Raw genomic sequence first — 15,710 nt, 5'->3', positions numbered from 1 at the left:
GCCCGCCAGCAGGCTCCTACGGCAGCGTCGATCGGCAGGAGTCACGCTGATGTGGACGCGCGCCAGCGCCGGCGTCGTGCCGGGTTTCCTTCTCGCTGCCGCGCTGGTCGGGCTGGTCAGCTGGCTGCTGCCTGGCTCGTGGGAGTCGACCATGCTGGTCGGGCTGACCGTCTTCTTCCCGCTGTGGATCGGCGTGGTCTGCAGCGCGTTCCGGTTTTCCAGCGGCGCCCGCGCCTGGGGCTGGCTGAGCGCGCTGGCGTTGTCCGTGCTGGGCCTGTTGTGGCTGTTGCAGCTGTCCGGCTGGGTCCGTTGAGATCGTCCGCATGAAACTGAAACCCGCCACCCTGCGCACCTTCACCACGCTGCACTCATGGATGGGCATGGTTGCCGGCTTCGCGCTGTTCGTGGCGTTCTACGCCGGGGCGATCACGGTTTTCCATCATGGCCTGCAGCAGTGGTCGACGCCGCAGGCCGTCGACGCCGCCCCCACGCTCGACGACACGCAGCGCCTGCTCGACGGTGTGCTGGCGCGCCACCCGGAAGCGCGCGAACACCTGGGCATGACTTTCCCAGGCTACGAACTGGCGCAGCCCACCGCGTACTGGCTGGACGCACACGGCACCTGGCAATTCGCCACGCCGGATCACCTGGCCGGCAGCCCGACACCACCGGGCGCCAGCCTGCCCGAACTCATCAACGAACTGCACTACACCTTGGGGCTTCCGCTCGTCGGTACCTGGCTGATGGGACTGGTCAGCCTGCTGTACGGCGTCGCCCTGGTGTCCGGCTTCGTGATCCACCTGCCGCGGTTGGCCAAGGACCTGTTCGCGCTGCGCCCCGGGCGCAACCTCAAGCGCTTCTGGCAGGACGCGCACAACGTGATCGGCGTGCTCAGCCTGCCGTTCCACATCATGTTCGCGGTTACCGGCGCATTGCTGTGCCTGCTGTTCGTGCTGATGCTGGTGCTGAACCCGCTGATCTACGACGGCAAGCTGATGGCCGCGTCGCCCGCGGCGATGGACACCGCGCCGATTGTGCAGAAAGCCGATGTCGCCGGGCCCCTGTCGCCGCTGGCGAGCTGGCATGCGCGCTCGATCGAAGTCGCGCGCGAACACGGCGTCGCCGATTTCGAGCCGGGTTACCTCAAGCTGGCGCATGCCGGCGATGCGCGTGCGGTGGTCGAGGTCACCGGCCGTTCGTCGCATGGACTGGGCAGCGGCGCGGTGGCGCTCGCTGCCGTCGACGGCAGCGTGCTGGCCACCCAGTTGCCCGGCGCGCGTGACGCCAACCACGCCACCCTGGCCGCGGTGTACGCGCTGCACTTCGGCGACTACGGCAATGTCGCGGTGCAGTGGCTGTACTTCCTGCTCGGGCTGGGCGGCGCGTTCCTGTTCTATTCCGGCAACCTGCTGTGGATCGAGTCGCGGCGCAAGCGGCGGCAAGCGGAACAGGGCCGCTCCTCGCTGGTGATGGCCCGCGCTACCGTGGGCATCTGCCTCGGCGTGTGCGTGGCCGTCTCGGCCGCCTTCGTGGCGGCACAGCTGCTGCCGTGGCTGGGCTGGAACGCGGCGGCGGGCGAACGCTGGGTCTGCTTCGGCAGCTGGGCGCTGTGCGTGCTGTGGGCGTCGTGGCGCGCACCGCTGCGCGCGGCGCGGGAACTGCTGTGGCTGGCTGCGATCGTCACCGCGCTGGTGCCACTGGCGCACGGCCTCGCCGCTGGCTGGTGGTTCTGGCGCAGCGCCGCGGCCGGGCATGGCGCGCTGCTGGCCATCGACCTTGGCGCGCTGGCGCTGGCCGCCGGATTTGCCGCGCTGGCGCGCGCCACCTCCCGGCGCGGCCGGGACGGGGCGACGAACAGCGTGTGGGCCATTTCCGCCCCTCAGCCGTAGGAGCCCGCTGGCGGGCGATGCTTTTGCCCTGGATTTCCGGAGCGAAGAGCATCGCCCGCCAGCGGGCTCCTACACGGCAGGGGTGCGATAGGGCGCCAACAGGGCGGGATTATCGAACAACCCCGCCGGCAGCAGGTAGCGTGGATCGCGGCCGGCGGCGAGCAGCTCGCGGATGCGCGTGGCGGAGATTTCCAGCGGGGTCACCGCCAGCTCGATGACCCTGCCCGCCGGCAACGCGCGCAACGCGGAAGCGCCGGCGACGCGCCGGCCGGCCACTTCGCGCTCCAGCTCGTCCGGCAGGACCGCGGAAACCCCCGGCCGGCTCAGCACGCCGAGATGCGCCGCGCCGAACAGCTCGCGCCAGCGATGCCAGCTGGCAAGGCCGGCAAACGCATCGGCGCCGAGCAGCAGCACCAGCGGGCGCTCGCCCTGCTCCACGCGCAGCTCGTGCAGGGTGTCGACGGTGTACGACGGGCCGGCGCGATCCAGTTCGCGCGTGTCGAGCGTGAGCCGCGACTGGCCCTGCAGCGCGGCACGCAGGATCGCCACGCGCTGCGCCGCCGAAGCGATCGGCGGCGCGCGGTGCGGCGGCACGCTGGCCGGCAGCAGGCGCACCTCGGCATCGAGCAGCTCGGCGGCTTCCCATGCCACACTGAGGTGGCCCAGGTGCACCGGGTCGAAGGTGCCGCCGAAGATGGCGAGAGGCCTGGTGGATGTCTGCGGCAAGAGCCTTACCCCTCCCCGGCCCTCCCCTGCAGGCCCCAAAGGGACGTCCTTCGGTCGCAGGGGAGGGAGCATGTCCCGACGGGGCGATGGAATGTCACGCGAGCGCCCGGGCGGCACGCGGTTCGGCGATCGCGGCGATCAGCCGTTCGGCTTCCTGCCACGGGTTGCCCTGTTCGCGGCCCTTGACCATGCGATCGATGCGCGAGGCGCGCGCCAGGCACTGCAGCCAGTGCTCGCGCGGCGCGCGGCGCAGGGCCTGGCGGAACTGCTGCGCGCGGCTGTCCCACAGGTGCTCGGCCTTGGCCTGCGCAGCGAAGTCCGCCGCATTGGCCAGGCGCAGCGCCAGCTGCAGCTGGTTGACCAGCCAGCCCATCAGCGCCAGCAGTTCGTCGCCCTCGGAGCGCAGCCCGGCGAGGATGCGCAGCGCGCGCGCGCCGTCGCCGGCAAAGGCGGCGTCGGTCAGCTTGAACACGTCGTAGCGGGCGCTGTCGGCGACCAGGTTCTCCATCTCGGCGGCGTCGACGCGGCCTTCGCCATGCAGCACGGCAAGCTTGTCGACCTCCTGTGCCGCGGCCAGCAGGTTGCCCTCGACGCGCTCGGCCAGCAGCGCGACGGCATCAGGCGTGGCGGACAGTCCCCGCGAAGCGAGCCGCGCGCCGAGCCACGAGCCCCACTGGTCCGGCCGCGGCGAATTGAACACCACCATCGCGCCGCTGGCGTCGAGCTTCTTGCTCCAGGCACCGTCGTGCTTGCTGCTCCATTCCATCGCGGTGACCAGCAAGGTGACATCCGGCGGCGGATCGGCGCAGAACGCGGTGATCGCCTTGGCGCCGTCGACGCCGGGGCGGCCAGTAGGCAGGCGCAGGTCGATCAGCCGGCGGGTGGCGAATAGCGACATGCCGGCGGCGGCGCGGGCCAGGTCGTTCCAGTCGAAATGCTGGCCCACCTCGAGCACTTCACGCTCGCTGTAGCCCAGCTTGCGCGCCTGGGCGCGCAGCGCATCGGCGGCTTCCAGCACCAGCAGTTGATCGCCGGCGAGCAGGTAGACCGGCTGCAGCTGCTCCGCGGCCAGCGCCTTCTGCCATTGGCCGGAGCTGAGCGGCATCAGTGCACGCTGGCGGCGCTGGCCGGGGCGACCAGTTCGTGCTGGCCGGCGGCCTGCAGGCGGAACAGGATCGCCTGCACCATGTCGTCGTTGAGGCTGCGCTGGATCTCCTCCACCTGCGAGGCGTTGCCGACGGTGTTGCCAGCGTCGTAGCTGTAGTTGCGCGACATGTCGATGCGCTGCTGCGGCACCAGCAGCTGCCCATCGGCGCCGAGCACGTCGAACTGCACCTGGTAGTGCACCGCATATTCGGTGACACGCACGTAGCCGCCGGCACTCAGCGTCTCGGTGCTGAAGGCCGCCACCGGCACGCGCAGTTCGGCAATGCCCGGACCGCTGGCATCCTCGATGGTGGCGCCGGAGGTCTGCAGCGCGCGAGCCAGGTGGCGCTCGAACTCGCCGCCGCCGTTGACGGCAAGGTGCACCCGCTGCATCCGGGACGGCAGGGTGGCGTTCTCGCGCAGGTGGAAGCCGCAGCCGCCCAGTACGAGCGTTGCGGCCAGCAGCAGCGAGACCTGGAACAGGCGGTGCGCCTTCATGAAGCTCATGGGTTTCATCCTGCGACGATGTTGACGATCTTGCCGGGTACCACGATGACCTTGCGCACCGTCACGCCTTCCAGGAAGTGCGCCACCTGCGGCTGCGCGCGGGCCAGCGCTTCGGCCTCGTCCTTCGAGGCGTTGGCGGCGACCTCGATGGTAGCGCGCAACTTGCCGTTGACCTGCACCGCCAGGGTCAGCGTGTCGCGCACCAGCGCGGCGGCGTCGACCTGCGGCCACGGCTGATCCTCCAGCACGGTCTCGGCGTGGCCCAGCACCTGCCACAGCGCGTGGCTGACGTGCGGCACGACGGGGTTGAGCAGCAGCACCATCGCCTCCAGCGCCTCGTGGCGCACGGCGCGGCCCTGCTCGCTCTGGTCGTTGAACCGGCCCAGCGCATTCAGCAGTTCCATCAGCGCGGCGATCGCGGTGTTGAACGCGTGCCGCCGACCGAAGTCGTCACTGACCTTCTGGATCGTCTCGTGCAACTGGCGGCGCAGCGCCTTCTGGCCCGCATCCAGCGCGGAGGGATCGGTCACTGCATGGTCCGGACCCGCCGCGTGCGTGGTCACCTCGCGCCACAGCCGCTTGAGGAAGCGCGCCATGCCTTCGACGCCGGCCTCGCTCCATTCCAGCGACTGCTCCGGCGGCGCGGCGAACATCGAGAACAGGCGCACGGTGTCGGCGCCGTACTTGTCCACCATGGTCTGCGGGTCGATGCCGTTGTTCTTCGACTTCGACATCTTCTCGGTGCCGCCTGCAAAAACTTCTCTACCGGCAAACAGGAAGATGCCTTTCTGCCCCATCTGATTCTGACTTGGGACCCAATTAAGTACGTTCGCAAAAACTCCGGTATGGGTTAGCTCACCTTTACCCGCGACCAGATCCCCCTCCAAATTCAAAGCTCCATTCGGCAGCCAATAAGTCTTGCTTCCGTCGCCGTGAACTTGTGTTCTCACGTCAGATGGTTTTATCCATTCTTTTTTTCCATCTTCCGCTTCAATGTAAAAAGACGGCGCGATCACCATGCCCTGACACAGCAGGTTCCGCGCCGGCTCGTCCGAATGCACCATGCCGGCGTCGCGCAGCAGCTTGTGATAGAAGCGGAAGTACAGCAGGTGCATGATCGCGTGTTCGATGCCGCCGATGTACTGGTCCACCGGCAGCCAGTAGTTCGCGCGTTCGTCGATCTGCGCATTCGCGCCGGGGCTGGTGTAGCGCGCGTAGTACCAGCTCGACTCCATGAAAGTGTCGAAGGTGTCGGTTTCGCGCTCGGCCGGGCCACCGCACTGCGGGCAGGTGGTCTTGCGCCACTCGGGATCGGCCTTGATCGGCGACTGCACGCCGGAAAACGCCACGTCTTCGGGCAGCACCACCGGCAACTGGTCTTCCGGTACCGGCACCGCCTCGCACTTGGCGCAATAGATCACCGGGATCGGGCAGCCCCAGTAGCGCTGGCGGCTGACACCCCAGTCGCGCAGGCGCCAGTTGACGCGGCGCTGGCCCTTGCCGTCGGCCTCGAGCACGCCGGCGATGTAGTCGAACGCGGCGCGGTGGTCCTTGCCGTCCATCGCGCCGGAGTTCACCACACGCATGTCGGCGCGGGTCTTGTCCGAATACCAGTCCTGCCAGGTCGCCGCGTCGTAACTCTCGTCGCCGGCGGCAATTACCTGTTTGATCGGCAGGCCGTACTTGTGCGCGAACGCAAAGTCGCGCTCGTCATGGCCGGGCACCGCCATCACCGCGCCAGTGCCGTAGCCCATCAGCACGAAGTTGGCCACCCACACCGGCACGCGTTCGCCGCTGACCGGGTGGATCGCGTACAGACCCGTGGCCATGCCGCGCTTGTCCTGGGTCTCGAGCTCAGCTTCGGAGACGCCGCCGTGCTTCAGCTCGTCGAGGAACGCGGCCAGCTGCCGGTTGCCTTGCGCCGCCTTGTGCGCCAGCGGATGCTCGCCGGCGATGGAGACGAAGGTGACGCCCATCAGGGTGTCGGGGCGGGTGGTGAACACGGTCAGCGGCACGGCCTCGCCTTCCACCGCGAAGTGGATCTCCAGGCCCTCGCTGCGGCCCAGCCAGTTGCGCTGCATGGTCTTCACCGCGTCGGGCCAGCCCGGCAGCGTGTCCAGGCCGTCCAGCAGCTCCTGCGCGTAGTCGGTGATCTTCAGGAACCACTGCGGGATCTCGCGCTTCTCGACCACCGCGCCGGAGCGCCAGCCGCGGCCGTCGACCACCTGCTCGTTGGCCAGCACGGTCTGGTCGACCGGGTCCCAGTTCACCACCGCGTTCTTGCGGTACGCCAGGCCCTTCTTCAGCAGCCGGGTGAACATCAGCTGTTCCCAGCGGTAGTACTCCGGCCGGCAGGTGGCGAACTCGCGGCTCCAGTCGATCGCGTAGCCCAGCGATTTCAGCTGGCTACGCATGTGCTCGATATTGGCGTAAGTCCACTTCGCCGGCGCGGTGGCGTTCTTGATCGCGGCGTTCTCCGCCGGCAGGCCGAACGCGTCCCAGCCCATCGGCTGCAGCACATTTTTGCCCTGCATGCGCTGGTAGCGGCTGATCACGTCGCCGATGGTGTAGTTGCGCACGTGGCCCATGTGCAGCGCGCCGGACGGGTACGGCAGCATGGAGAGGCAATAGAACTTCGGTCGCGACGCGTCCTCCTTCACCTCGTAGGCACGCTGCGCATTCCAGTAGCGCTGCGCGGCGGCTTCCACCGCCTGCGGGCGATAGGCAGCTTCATCCTGATCGGAGGTGGTCGGGGTTTGAATGTCCTGCATGGTTCCGTTGCCGTGGTGCGGGCCGACATGGGTCGGCGGAGTGAACTGATCAGACTAGCCCAGCGCAGGCCGGGCGCCAAGCTGGCGGGCCTTCAGCCGCTCGGGCAGACCGCGGCCCGACCGCCACCGAGCGTGCGCGCCACGCCGGCGATCTGCGCCGCCAGCCGGGCGATCGCGCGCTGGTGGCCCTGCACCAGCGCGGCGTAGCCCGGCCCCACCGTCTCGCTGACCCGGCTGGTGCAGGCCAGCGTGGCGGCCCGCTCGCCATGCAGCAGGCGCACGCTCCAGGCGGCCTCGACCAGGGCGTAGCTGCCGGGCACGGAATCGAACCGGCGCAGGTCCAGCTTGATCCGCAGCAGCGGCCTGTCGTTGCCGGGCAGACCGCTGACGTCTGCGCTGTGCAGCTCGCGCGCCAGATCGGCGGACAGCGCGCTGCGCACCTCGTCGCCGAGTGGGGCGATCCAGCGCTCGCCGGCGAGCAGGGCCACCCCCTGCCCGCCCTCGCGCACCACCAGTTGCGGCTGGTCGACCTGTGCCGGCACGCCCACCGGCAGCAGGTCGAACGGCAGCGCTGGCGCGGCCGCGACCGGCGCCACCAGGCTGCCGGCGGACTCGTCCGCCGGCGCCACGAGCGTGTAGTAATGCAGCGGCGCCGAGGCGCAGGCTGCCAGCAGCAGGGCTGCCGCCACGCCCGGCAAATGTCTTGCGCTACGCATCATGGCTTGCTCCCTTGCGCCGGCGACAGCGCCGCGGGCGTGGTGACGGGTTGCGGCTCGGCCGGCTTCGGGTCCGCTTGACGGCCGCGGACCAGCGCCTCCGGATGGCCGCCCAGGTAATCGGTCAGCACGCGCAGCGAGCGCGCCATGCGTTGCAGCTGCTCCAGCGTGGCGCCCAGGTTCTGCTGCAGCGGCGAATCGCCGGCCAGCGTCTCGTTCGCCGTGCCCATGGTCCGCTGCACGCCATGCAGGGTGTCGCTGAGCGCCGGCAGGGTCTGGCCGTTGACCTGCTTCAGCGTGCGGTTGAGCCCCACCAGGGTCTGGTCCAGGTTCTGCCCGATGCTGTCGAACGGCACCTTGTCGAGCTTGTCGACGATCCCGGCCATCTGCTCCTGCAGCTTGTCGAAGCTGCCCGTCACGGTCGGGATGGTCAGCGGTTTCGCGGCCGGGTCGAACGCCACCTTCGGCGTCTTCGGGATGAAATCCAGCGCCACGTACAGCTGGCCGGTGAGCAGGTTGCCGGTGCGCGCCTGCGCGCGCAGGCCGTGTTCAACCAGATGGCCCATCAGCTGCGACAGGTCGGGGTTCTCCCCATGCGCCTTGGCCAGCGCCTCCAGCTTGTCGTAGGCAGCGCCCAGGCGCTGCGGATAGATCACCGCGCCGACCACCACCGGAAAGCGCTGCTTCTGCTCGTCGTAGTCCAGCCGCACCGACACCACCTTGCCGATGTTGAGGCCAAGGAACTCCACCGGCGCGTCCACCGCCAGCCCGCGCACCGACTGCTCGAAGCGCATGCGGATGTAGCGTGGCGTGCCATCCGGCGGCGCCATCGCCGTGGTCTGGTCGCCGAACAGCGTGTACGCGTTGTCCTCCGGCGCCGGCGTGCTGTCGTGCGGCCCGGGCGGGTCCTGGAACGCCACGCCGCCGGCCAGTACGGTGGCCAGCGACTGCGTGTTGAGCTTCAACCCGTTCGCGCCGATCGACACGTCCACGCCGCTGGCGTTCCAGAAGCGCGAGGAGCGGGTGACGAACTTGTCGTTGGGGCCGTCGACGAAGATGTGCAGCGAAACACCCTTGCCGTCCTGGTCCAGCTGGTAGGAGGCCACCCGGCCGACCTGGATGCGCCGGTAGTACACCGGCGAGCCGATGTCGAGCGAGCCGAGGTCGTCGCTGTGCAGGACGAAGCTGCGCCCCGGCGCGCCGTGGTTCACCGGCGGCGGCAGCTCCAGCCCCTTGAATTCGTCCTCATAGTCGGTCGAATCGCCCACGTCGGCGCCGATGAAGGCGCCCGACAGCAGGGTGTCGATGCCGGACACGCCGCCCAGCCCGATCCGCGGGCGCACCACCCAGTAGCGCGTGTCCTTGGTGGCGAAGCCCTCGGCGCTCTTCTCCAGCGCCACGTTGACCAGCACGTGGCTGCGGTCGCTACTGAGGCGGATCTTGTTGACCCGCCCGATCACCACGTTCTTGTACTTCACCGGGGTCTTGCCGGCGTCCAGGCCCTCGGCGCTCTGGAAGCTGATGGTGATCTGCGGGCCGGCCTGCAGCCAGTTGCTGACCACCAGCGACAGGCCGACCAGCGCGGCCAGCGCCGGCACCAGCCAGATCAGCGAGGCGTTGAAACGGCGATGCTTCACCACCGGCTGCGGCAGTTCGGCGTTATCCGGGGGGCCCGCTTCGATGGGCTTGTCGTCAGTCATCGGTATCCTTGCCATCCCAGATCAGGCGGGGGTCGAAACTCATCGAGGCCAGCATGGTCAGCACCACGGTCAGGCCGAAGAAGATCACGCCGGGCAGCGGTTCCACCAGGCTCAGCACGCTGAAGCGCACCAGCGCGGTCAGCAGCGCCACCACGAACACGTCCAGCATCGACCAATAGCCGATCAGCTCGACCAGCCGGTAGAGTCTTGCACGTTGCACCAGCGCCCAGCTGCTGCCGCGCCGTGCGGTGACCAGCAAGGTGCCCAGCGCGAGGAACTTCAGCATCGGCACCACGATGCTGGCGGTGAACACGATCACCGCCAGGTCCGGCGAGCCCTTCACCCACAGCTCCACCACGCCGCTGATGATGGTGTTGTCGTCGATGTCGTTGAGGCTGGCGGTGCGCATGATCGGCAGCACGTTGGCCGGGATGTACATGAGGAACGCGGCGATCAGCAGCGCCCAGGTGCGCGCGTAGCTGTCCGGCTTGCGCCGGCGCAGCGTGCTGCCGCAGCGCGGGCAGGCCATGGCGTCGTCGATGCCGTCGCCGTCCAGCTGCGGGTGGCCGGGCACGTTGCGGCACACCAACCCGCACGTGGTGCAGGCGATCAGGCCGAGGTCGACGGCGCGCGGCAGGGCGCTCATGCGGTGCGCTCCGGCAGGTCGTCCCACAGCTGGCGCAGGTCCACCCCGGCGAAGATGGTGATCAGCAGGGTCAGCGCCGCATAGGCGTAGATGCCCGGGTCCGCCGTCACGTCGAAATAGGTGTGCGCCTTGACGATCGCTACCAGCGCGCCCAGCACGAACACCTCGCTCATCGTCCACGGCCCCAGCCGGTGCAGCGCCACCATCAGCGGCACGAAGCCCGGCGCGCGCCGCCCCGCCTTGCCGAACCACAGCAGCCAGCCCAGCAGCAGCATCTTCATCAGCGGGAAGAAAAACAGCGTGGCGGCCACCAGCACCGAAACCACCTTGGCCTGCTCCTGCCACATCGCGATGATCACGCCCCACAGCGTGGTGGAGCTGTGCTGCCCGCTCAAGCCCAGCGTCACGATCGGCCACATGTTCGCCTGCACGAACACGATCATCGAGGTGAGGATCAGTGCCAGCATCGCATTCGTGCTCATCGCGTGGTGGCGCTCCAGCTCGGCGCCGCAGCGGGCGCACGTGGCCACCTCGCCGCGCGCCAGCGGACGACGGCGGTAGACCGTGTCGCAGTGCTCGCAGATCAGCAGCGCTTCAGGTGAGCTCGTGCCCATGCAACCGGTACCTTGTCCCGGCAGTGACGATGCGCGAATTCTCGCAAATCTGGCGTGGCGCCGCTGAACCGCACGCGACCGCTTGATATGCTGGGCGGCGCCCCGATCTGAACCGGCACCCGCCGAGCTGGAGTTTCCCGTGACCGACGCCGCCCCCGTTTCCCACGTATTCGACGTCGACCAGCAGACCTTCGAGGCCGACGTGCTGCAGGCCTCGATGACCACGCCGGTGCTGGTGGACTTCTGGGCCACCTGGTGCGGCCCGTGCAAGACGCTCGGGCCGATGCTGGAAAAACTCGCCACCGAATACAACGGCGCGTTCCGGCTGGGCAAGGTGGACGTGGACGCCCAGCAGGAACTGGCCGGCATGTTCGGCATCCGCAGCATCCCCACCGTGGTACTGGTGAAGGACGGCCAGGTGCTCGACGGCTTCACCGGCGCGCTGCCCGAAGGCCAGCTGCGCGAATTCCTGTCGCGCCACCTGCAGCCGCTGGAAGCGTCCGAACCGGTCGCCGAAGCCGCTCCCGTGCAGGAAGCCCCCGAGCAGGCGATCAACCGTCTGCAGCAGGCGATCGCCAGCGAGCCGAACCGGCCCGAACTGAAACTCGACCTGGCGCTGGCCCTGATGCACGCCGGCAACGTCGCCGCCGCCGAAACCGAGCTGGCCGCGCTGCCGGCCAACCTCGCCACCGACGCCCGGGCCGTGCGCCTGCGCAACGAACTGGAGCTGGCCCGCGCGGCGAAGGACGCGCCGGCCATCGCCGAGCTGCAGCAGCGCGTGCAGACCGACCCCGCCGACTGGGCCGCCCGCGACCAGCTCGGCGTGCAGCTGCTGCTGCAGGGCGACGTCGAAGCCGGGCTGGAACAGTTCCTGGTCATCCTGCAAAAAGCCCGCGACTGGAACGACGGCCAGGCGAAGAAGCGCCTGCTCGCCGCCTTCGCCACGCTGGACGACGCCGACCTGGTCGGCCGCTACCGGCGGCGGATGGCTTCGCTGCTGTTCTGAGCCGTCCTCCGGAACGCGGCGCGGCGTAGGGCGGGCACCGCCCGCCGGCTTCCGGTTTCCGGCAACTCGAAAAGCGGCGGGCAGTGCCCGCCCTACGGGAAAGCGCACCCCATACTGCCGCGTACGCTCGGGTATGATCGCCCCTTCCCCACCCGGACCAGCCCCGCATGCGCGCCGCCACCCTCCGCCGCCTGCTCAACCTGTGGCCGCCCTATCTGTTCAGCGGCATCCGCGTGCTGTCGATCAGCGACGACTACACCGAGGCGAAGGTGGCGCTGCGCTTGCGGCCGTGGAACCGCAACTACGTGAAGAGCCAGTTCGGCGGCAGCCTGTTCGCCATGGTCGATCCGTTCTGGATGCTGCTGGCGATGCACCGGCTTGGCGGCGACTACTACGTGTGGGACAAGGCCGGCGCCATCGACTTCGTGGCGCCCGGTTACGAGGACGTCTACGCGCATTTCAAACTCGAAGCCAGCGTGGTTGACGAGCTGCGCACCGCCGCAGCCGGCGGCAAAAAAGTCCTGCGCTGGTTCGAGACCAAGGTGACCACCGCCTCCGGCAAGGTCATCGCCGTCGTGCGCAAGCAACTCTACGTACGGCTGAAACCGAAGGCCCGCTGAAACTCCCTCTCCCCCAAGCTTGCCTGAGGAAGGGCTGAGGTAACGGGTTTTGACAAGCAGGCCTCACTCCCGCTCGAACCGCACGATCTCGTCCAGCGCGGTTTCAGCCTTGCGGATCGCGCTGCCGGCGAGGTTGTCTTCCAGCCAGCGGCGATGGCCCAGCCAGCGCAACACTCCGTAGACCAGGCCGACGAAGCCCAGCGAAACCACTCCGCACAGCAGCATCCAGAGCGGCAATCCAGGCATCCGGCCCCACCATTGCGGCGCGCCCACGCGGTCGAAGTCGTACTGGAACAACATCAGCATCGCGGGTATCCAGATCACGCTGCCCAGTACCACGAACACCGGCGCCTCCACCTTCACCCGCCATGCGCGCATCCGTGCCAGGCGGTGCTGGATGTCCAGCACCGGCGCCGCGTAGTCGATACCTTGCTGCATGGCAAGCAGGCGGGTCGGAAAGACCAAGGCCAACGTGCCGAAAACCTGCATCGCGATGCCGCAGGCCATCGCCTGCCACACATCCTGATGCGTGCTCCAGAACGCGATGCCCCACAACATCGCCGCCACGCCAAAGACGATCTGCAGCGATTGCCCCCACACCAGCGGCCGCAGATGGTGGCGCAGGCGCGAGGCATGCTTCTGGCGCAGCAGCTCCAGGTTCAGCATGTTTTGCCGCTCCAGCTGCTGCCCCAATGCCTGCCAGGCGAGTTTCATCTCATCCAGTTCCATGCTCATGCTCCGGTGGCGGCCGCGGCGGTCATCTGACCGCGCCATTTCTGCCTGATGCGACCGAGCTTGGTCGCCACGTTGGTTTCGCTGATGCCGAGCACCTCGGCGATTTCGGTGTAACTGCGATCCTCCAGGTACAGCAGGATCAGCGCGCGGTTGAGCGGATCGAGCGTGCCGACGAAGGCGTACAGCTCCACCAGCCGCTCGTCGGCTTCTGCGATCCCCTCGCCGCCGCCGATGGTTTCCAGGTGGTGCATCTGCAGCGGCTCGAAGCGCTGCTCCGGCGCGCTCCGCCGGCGCCGCGACTGCGAGATCGCCACGTTCAGCGCGATGCGGTACAGCCAGGTGGAAAACTTCGCGCGACGCCCGTCGTAGCCGTCGAACGAGCGCCACAGCTGCGCGCCGATCTCCTGCACCAGGTCGTCGCGCTCTTCGGCGCCGTACGCGTACACGCTGGCCACCTTGAGCACGATGCCCCGGTGCTCCCGCCACAGCGCCTCGAAATGTTGCTGGTCCGCCTTGCCGCCCATGTGCCGTCCGCGTTCCCCTCGTTACCAACATGATTCGCACGGACGCGGAAAAAATCACAGCGCCCGGCAGCGACGCCTTGTCCCTCCCCCTGCTTGCAGGGGGAGGCTAGGAGGGGGTAGCTCCGTGCAAGGCGAGAGCATCCCACCCCGACCCTCCCTGCCAGCAGGGGAGGGAGCAAAGCGCCGCGTCCCTTGACCCCTCCCCCACACCAGCCATCCGCATAATCCCCGCAACGTGCCTGCGGACGCCGTTCATGACCCTGGCCGACACCCTGCTGCAACGCGCGCGGCATCTCGCTCCGGGCAGCTTCGCGATGGTGATGGCCACTGGCATCGTCTCCATCGACACCAGCCAGCACGGCCTGCCGTGGGTGGCGCGGGCGCTGTTCGCGTTCAACCTGCTCGCCTTCGCCTGGCTGCTCGCGCTGAGCCTGCTGCGCCTGACGCGCTTCCGCCGCGAGCTGGTGGCCGACTTTACCCACCCCGGCCGCGGCGCCGGCTTCCTCACCTTCGCCGCCGCCACCTGCGTGCTGGGCAGCCAGTGCCTGCTGGTGGTGCACTGGCCACGGGTGGCGGGCGCGCTGGCGGCGCTCGGCGCGCTGGCATGGACGGTGCTGACCTACCTGTTCCTCGCCGCCGCGATCACCGCGCGGATCAAGCCTGGCTTCACCCGCAGCATCCACGGCGGCTGGCTGGTGGCGGTGGTGGCCACCCAGGCGCTGGCCGCGCTGCTGACCCTGCTCGCCGCCGACCAGCCCGCGGCGCACACCGGCGCGCTGTTCGGCGCGCTGTGCCTGTACCTGCTCGGCGCCGCGCTGTACCTGCTGATCATCACCCTGGTCGTCTATCGCATGGTGTTCTTCCCGCTGCGTGCGCGCGAATTCACGCCGCCGTACTGGATCGACATGGGCGCGCTGGCAGTGACCACGCTGGCCGGCAGCCTGCTGGTGATCCACACCCCGGCGAACGGCGCGCTGGCCGCGCTGCTGCCGTTCGTGAAGGGCTTCACCCTGTTCTTCTGGGCCACCGCGACGTGGTGGATTCCGTTGCTGGTGCTGCTGGAAATCTGGCGCCACGGCCGGCGCCACGTGCCGCTGCGCTATGAAACGGACGACTGGGACATCGTGTTCCCGATCGGCATGTACACGGTGGGCACCTACGCGCTGGCGCAGGCGCTGCAACTGGATTTCCTGCGGGTGATTCCGGCTGTCGGCGTCTACGTCAGCCTGCTGGTGTGGGCACTGGTGGCTGGCGGGGCGCTGCTGCGCGGGTATCGCGGCTTTCGCGTTGGTGGGCGGAGGCATCCGCCGCAGTGACGATGCAACCCGCATTTTGCGGGAACGACTTCAGGCGCGATGCCCTCGCCGTTCCGGCATCCAGGGCAAAGCTGCCAGAGCAAGAGCTTTCGTCTGCCTATGTCAGCCGGGTTACTTTCTCTTTGCGTGCTCAAAGAGAAAGTACCCATAGAGATAAAGAGCACCCCCGCCTGGCGCTTGTCGGGCCTCGGGCAACCGCTCCCTGCGTTGCCTCAACTCCGGCATCCATGCCGTCGCCTGCCCGGCTAGTTCGTGAGCTGGGGCCGGGCTTTTCGAGCGGGCATCCTGCCCGCGCAGCGGGCCATCGGGCAACTGCTCCTGCGTTGCCTCAACTCGGGCATCCATGCCCTCGCCTGGCCCGCACTCGGTGCGCAACCGCGTTGCGGTTGCGAGAGCAGGGAACCCGAAAGCGGAGGCTCCTGGCAATGGACGGAAACTTTGCGTGACGCGAATGTTCGCTATCGGCCATGAGCTGCCGATCGAATGTGCACTCTCATCCGGACTGTCCCGGTGGTGCGAAAACTGCTTCGGCTTGGCTGAACGCCCGCCGCCGTCAAACCCTGCAAACAAGCCAAAATAACGACTTTTATCACCACGGATTGTGGGGGATAAGACATAGCACCTCGATCCGTGAGATATGCAACGACAGCATCGCCCCCGCACACCCCAGCCGCCATCCGGCAACCCCTTGTCCGCTCGTAGGATTTCTCCGCTTGACCAGGGACAGCCGAAAGCTGAACATCGGTTGCATATGCCCCGATCTGGGGTCTACTAAGCGTTCGGCAGCAAGAGCG

Annotated in this window: 15 protein-coding genes; 5 read left to right on the top strand and 10 right to left on the bottom strand. The window is 68.5% G+C overall.

The features are described from left to right. Together UUA_RS03695 and UUA_RS03690 are read left to right on the top strand one after the other, a co-directional pair. The coding region (locus tag UUA_RS03695) for a hypothetical protein (protein ID WP_238532989.1) at positions 1 to 313 on the top strand (313 nt) is incomplete at its 5' end. A gap of 10 nt (positions 314 to 323) precedes the next feature. After that, a complete protein-coding gene (locus UUA_RS03690) occupies positions 324 to 1,889 on the top strand; it encodes a PepSY-associated TM helix domain-containing protein (RefSeq protein WP_008434371.1) in 1,566 nt (521 codons plus the stop codon). Between the two features lie 69 nt (positions 1,890 to 1,958). Here UUA_RS03690 and nadD read toward each other — a convergent pair whose 3' ends face one another. The 8 genes from nadD to UUA_RS03650 form a co-directional block, all read right to left on the bottom strand. Beyond that, positions 1,959 to 2,615 carry a nicotinate-nucleotide adenylyltransferase gene (gene nadD, locus UUA_RS03685; RefSeq protein WP_008434369.1) on the bottom strand — a complete coding sequence of 219 codons (657 nt, stop codon included), beginning with the start codon at positions 2,613 to 2,615 and terminating at the stop codon, positions 1,959 to 1,961. Between the two features lie 94 nt (positions 2,616 to 2,709). After that, entirely contained in the window at positions 2,710 to 3,720 is a 1,011-nt protein-coding gene (holA, locus tag UUA_RS03680; protein WP_008434367.1) for a DNA polymerase III subunit delta, read from the bottom strand. Then, a complete protein-coding gene (locus UUA_RS03675; protein ID WP_008434362.1) occupies positions 3,720 to 4,268 on the bottom strand; it encodes an LPS-assembly lipoprotein LptE in 549 nt (182 codons plus the stop codon). Before UUA_RS03675 ends, holA begins: the two co-directional genes overlap by 1 nt. A gap of 5 nt (positions 4,269 to 4,273) precedes the next feature. Further along, positions 4,274 to 7,039 carry a leucine--tRNA ligase gene (leuS, locus tag UUA_RS03670; protein ID WP_008434360.1) on the bottom strand — a complete coding sequence of 922 codons (2,766 nt, stop codon included), beginning with the start codon at positions 7,037 to 7,039 and terminating at the stop codon, positions 4,274 to 4,276. Between the two features lie 92 nt (positions 7,040 to 7,131). Beyond that, positions 7,132 to 7,758 carry a PqiC family protein gene (locus UUA_RS03665; RefSeq protein WP_039953502.1) on the bottom strand — a complete coding sequence of 209 codons (627 nt, stop codon included), beginning with the start codon at positions 7,756 to 7,758 and terminating at the stop codon, positions 7,132 to 7,134. Beyond that, positions 7,755 to 9,455 carry a PqiB family protein gene (locus UUA_RS03660; protein WP_008434357.1) on the bottom strand — a complete coding sequence of 567 codons (1,701 nt, stop codon included), beginning with the start codon at positions 9,453 to 9,455 and terminating at the stop codon, positions 7,755 to 7,757. The genes UUA_RS03665 and UUA_RS03660 overlap by 4 nt, the downstream gene beginning before the upstream one ends. After that, positions 9,448 to 10,101: a paraquat-inducible protein A gene (locus UUA_RS03655; protein ID WP_008434355.1), complete on the bottom strand. Its 654-nt coding sequence runs from the start codon at positions 10,099 to 10,101 to the stop codon at positions 9,448 to 9,450. Before UUA_RS03655 ends, UUA_RS03660 begins: the two co-directional genes overlap by 8 nt. Continuing rightward, complete coding sequence (locus tag UUA_RS03650) at positions 10,098 to 10,715, bottom strand: paraquat-inducible protein A (RefSeq protein ID WP_008434353.1); 618 nt, start codon at positions 10,713 to 10,715, stop codon at positions 10,098 to 10,100. The genes UUA_RS03655 and UUA_RS03650 overlap by 4 nt, the downstream gene beginning before the upstream one ends. A 139-nt stretch (positions 10,716 to 10,854) precedes the next feature. Here UUA_RS03650 and trxA point away from each other — a divergent pair, with 139 nt between their 5' ends. Next, the gene (trxA, locus tag UUA_RS03645; protein WP_008434351.1) at positions 10,855 to 11,721 is read left to right on the top strand and encodes a thioredoxin; all 867 of its coding nucleotides are present in this window, start codon (positions 10,855 to 10,857) and stop codon (positions 11,719 to 11,721) included. 167 nt (positions 11,722 to 11,888) lie between these two features. Beyond that, positions 11,889 to 12,341 (top strand): DUF4442 domain-containing protein, encoded by a 453-nt coding sequence (locus tag UUA_RS03640; protein ID WP_008434350.1) that lies wholly within the window; start codon positions 11,889 to 11,891, stop codon positions 12,339 to 12,341. 63 nt (positions 12,342 to 12,404) lie between these two features. On the opposite strand, the gene UUA_RS03635 is transcribed toward UUA_RS03640, so the two are convergent. Both UUA_RS03635 and UUA_RS03630 read right to left on the bottom strand, forming a co-directional pair. Continuing rightward, a complete protein-coding gene (locus tag UUA_RS03635) occupies positions 12,405 to 13,070 on the bottom strand; it encodes a hypothetical protein (RefSeq protein ID WP_039953501.1) in 666 nt (221 codons plus the stop codon). Between the two features lie 2 nt (positions 13,071 to 13,072). Further along, entirely contained in the window at positions 13,073 to 13,600 is a 528-nt protein-coding gene (locus UUA_RS03630; protein ID WP_008434345.1) for an RNA polymerase sigma factor, read from the bottom strand. Between the two features lie 254 nt (positions 13,601 to 13,854). Here UUA_RS03630 and UUA_RS03625 point away from each other — a divergent pair, with 254 nt between their 5' ends. Further along, positions 13,855 to 14,916 (top strand): tellurite resistance/C4-dicarboxylate transporter family protein, encoded by a 1,062-nt coding sequence (locus UUA_RS03625; protein WP_008434343.1) that lies wholly within the window; start codon positions 13,855 to 13,857, stop codon positions 14,914 to 14,916. Positions 14,917 to 15,710 lie beyond the last annotated feature (794 nt).

This window comes from Rhodanobacter thiooxydans LCS2 (genome assembly GCF_000264375.1).
Lineage (GTDB): Bacteria > Pseudomonadota > Gammaproteobacteria > Xanthomonadales > Rhodanobacteraceae > Rhodanobacter > Rhodanobacter thiooxydans.
This window is presented reverse-complemented; position numbering and strand designations above follow the sequence as displayed.

What these genes read in the sequence shown, in the direction of transcription:
- UUA_RS03635 (WP_039953501.1), bottom strand. Translation starts at nt 13,070, where the DNA reads ATGGAACTGGATGAGATGAAACTCGCCTGGCAGGCATTGGGGCAGCAG.
- holA (WP_008434367.1), bottom strand. Translation starts at nt 3,720, where the DNA reads ATGCCGCTCAGCTCCGGCCAATGGCAGAAGGCGCTGGCCGCGGAGCAG.
- UUA_RS03625 (WP_008434343.1), top strand. Translation starts at nt 13,855, where the DNA reads ATGACCCTGGCCGACACCCTGCTGCAACGCGCGCGGCATCTCGCTCCG.
- UUA_RS03655 (WP_008434355.1), bottom strand. Translation starts at nt 10,101, where the DNA reads ATGAGCGCCCTGCCGCGCGCCGTCGACCTCGGCCTGATCGCCTGCACC.
- leuS (WP_008434360.1), bottom strand. Translation starts at nt 7,039, where the DNA reads ATGCAGGACATTCAAACCCCGACCACCTCCGATCAGGATGAAGCTGCC.
- UUA_RS03630 (WP_008434345.1), bottom strand. Translation starts at nt 13,600, where the DNA reads ATGGGCGGCAAGGCGGACCAGCAACATTTCGAGGCGCTGTGGCGGGAG.
- UUA_RS03640 (WP_008434350.1), top strand. Translation starts at nt 11,889, where the DNA reads ATGCGCGCCGCCACCCTCCGCCGCCTGCTCAACCTGTGGCCGCCCTAT.
- UUA_RS03675 (WP_008434362.1), bottom strand. Translation starts at nt 4,268, where the DNA reads ATGAGCTTCATGAAGGCGCACCGCCTGTTCCAGGTCTCGCTGCTGCTG.
- UUA_RS03690 (WP_008434371.1), top strand. Translation starts at nt 324, where the DNA reads ATGAAACTGAAACCCGCCACCCTGCGCACCTTCACCACGCTGCACTCA.
- UUA_RS03665 (WP_039953502.1), bottom strand. Translation starts at nt 7,758, where the DNA reads ATGATGCGTAGCGCAAGACATTTGCCGGGCGTGGCGGCAGCCCTGCTG.
- UUA_RS03650 (WP_008434353.1), bottom strand. Translation starts at nt 10,715, where the DNA reads ATGGGCACGAGCTCACCTGAAGCGCTGCTGATCTGCGAGCACTGCGAC.
- UUA_RS03660 (WP_008434357.1), bottom strand. Translation starts at nt 9,455, where the DNA reads ATGACTGACGACAAGCCCATCGAAGCGGGCCCCCCGGATAACGCCGAA.